This window comes from Streptomyces sp. SID3343, assembly GCF_009865215.1.
Lineage (GTDB): Bacteria > Actinomycetota > Actinomycetes > Streptomycetales > Streptomycetaceae > Embleya.
On the sequence record NZ_WWJX01000279.1, the window covers coordinates 1 to 2406 of the forward strand.

The 2406-nt window shown below is 72.1% G+C and carries 1 protein-coding gene and 1 pseudogene; both read left to right on the top strand.

Annotation, left to right across the window (positions count from 1 at the left end; translation table 11 throughout):
* Nucleotides 1–428: pseudogene (locus GT354_RS09735) on the top strand (hypothetical protein); the annotation flags it as partial.
* A 550-nt stretch (nucleotides 429–978) separates the two neighbouring features.
* Complete coding sequence (locus GT354_RS09740; protein ID WP_161355874.1) at nucleotides 979–2049, top strand: hypothetical protein; 1071 nt, start codon at nucleotides 979–981, stop codon at nucleotides 2047–2049.
* The last annotated feature ends 357 nt before the right edge of the window (nucleotides 2050–2406 follow it).

Consider the following 2406-nt stretch of genomic DNA (forward strand, 5'->3'; position numbering starts at 1 on the left):
CGGTCACCGCCGCGATCACCGGCGGGCGGGCGGGCGTCGGGCTCCCGGCGGTCACGGCCGGCAACGACGGCACGGTGACGTTCACTTGGACCGCCCCCGAGGACGCCGTCACCGGGTCGTACTCGGCGGATCTCGTCGACCAGGGAGACGGCGGCACCGCCCGCGCCGCCTTCGAGGTCGCGACGAGCACGAACGGGGGCGGTAGCGGTGGCGGGCCTTCGAAGAACGCATCACCGCCGCCTCGTTCCGAGCGCACGACGACGATCGACGAAGGCGGTACCGGGAACCCGTCCCGAAACGCCTCACCGGCCCTGCTTCCGCGCACCGGCACCGACCCCGCGCCGCTCGTCGCCCTCGCGCTGACGACCTGCGCGGTCGGCATCGCCCTACGCCGCCGTTCCCGAGAGCACCCGAGCTCGACCCACTGACCCTGCCCGCTCCCGGGAGCGCGCCGGGACCACCCCACTGACCCTGCCCGCTCCCGGAGGCGCACCGAACCCGCCCGCCGACCCAGCCCGTTCCCGAAGGCGCACCGAGACCGCACACCGACCCTGCCCGCTCCCGGAAGCACACCGGGACCACCCCACTGACCCCGCCCGCTCCCGGAGGCGCACCGAACCCGCCCGCCGACCCAGCCCGCTCCTTGAGGCGCCCCGGAACCGCCCACCGACCCTGCCCCACTCGCCCCCCGGAGCGCGCCGGATTCACCTGTCGACCTGTGCTCGGGAACGTGCCGAGTCACCCCCCGCCGACGTGTGCCCGGGAGCACTCCGAGTCCACCCGCCGACGCCTGCCCCGAACGTGCCGGATCCGCCGGCCGATTCGCGCGCGGGAACGCGCCGGACCCACCACCGACCATTCGCCGCGACACCGCGTGACCTCCGGAGCTGTCGCTCGCGGAGGAAGACAACGCACCATCGAGGAGATTCCGTGTCCCGTCGCATCGCAATTCGTCCGCATAGATACCGTATTGCCGCCTTGGCCTCCGGCGTTGCCCTCGCCATGACCGCATGGCTGCCCACCGCACACGCCACCCCGCCGACCAACGTCCCCACGACCGCAGCCGACTTCGGAGCCCGCTGGCTCGCGACCCAGTTCGTCGGCGACGGCAGCGGCAACAAGTTCGTCCCCGTCGCCGGACAGCCGACGACGCCCGAACCGTCCAACACGATGCAGGCCGCGCTCGCCCTGGCCGCGGCCGGGGTCGAGGAGGCCACGTTCGACGACGCGGTCGACTGGCTCAAGGCCAACGTCACCACGACCATCACTCCCGGCGGCACCGACAACCCCGGCCGCATCGGCTATCTGCTGCTCGTCGCCGACGCCGCCGGGGAGAGCGCGACCAGCTTCGGTGGGGTCAACCTGGTGACCAGGCTGAACAACCTACGGCAGACCACCGGGGCGAACACCGGCCTGTTCGGCTCGGCCGACCCGACCTACGACGGCTCCTTCCGACAGGCGCTGGCCATCCTCGGACTTCGCGCCGTGGGGCAGAGCGTCGACTCCTCGTCGACCACCTGGCTCCTCGGGCAGCAATGCGCCGGCGGGGCCAACGCCGACGACGGCGGCTGGCGTTCCTACGGCGGCTCGACCTGCGACGGTGACGACGCCGACACCAACTCCACCGCGCTCGCCGTCCAGGCGCTGGTCTCCGTTTCGAACACCACCTACTCGGGCGAGGTATCGGACGCGGTCGACTACCTCGACGCGGCCCAGGAGTCGGACGCGGGCTTCGCCTACCAGCCGGCGTACGCCTCGGACCCGAACTCCACGTCGTTGGTCATCCAGGCGATCATCGCCGCAGGAGGCAACCCCACTTCGGCGACCTGGCAGAAGAGCGGTGGCACGCTCAACCCGTACACCTCCCTGCTGACCTGGCAGATCGGCTGCAGCGCGAGCCCGTCCGACATCGGCGCGTTCGCGTCGCCGTGGAGCAGCGGGGCCCCCGATCTACTCGCCACCGAGCAGGCCGTATGGGGCGCGGCCGGGGCTCCCTTCCCGCTGAACCCGTCCTTCAGCACCCCGACTCCGGCTCCGTGCCTCCCGTAATCGGGCGCACCTGAGCACAGGCGGCGGGCGACCGGAACAGGGTGCCCGCCGCCCGTACCTCACGCCCGCGTGCCGCTCGTGAGATCGGATGCATCACCTGGCGAGAGCCCTGTCGACGTCCTCGATGTCGAGCTGCGGAAAATCCGACCCCGTCGCGGAAGTCGACGCACGTAAGGCGAAATACGTGCGCGGGCAGCAGTCGGCGGACGGCCGGCGACCGGAACAGGGCGCCCGCCGCCCGCACCTGACGCCCGCGTACCACTCGTGAGATCGGGTGCATCACCTGGCGAGGGCCCTGTCGTCGTCCTCGATGTCGACCTGCGGAAATCCGACCCCGTCGCGGAAGTCGACGCACGT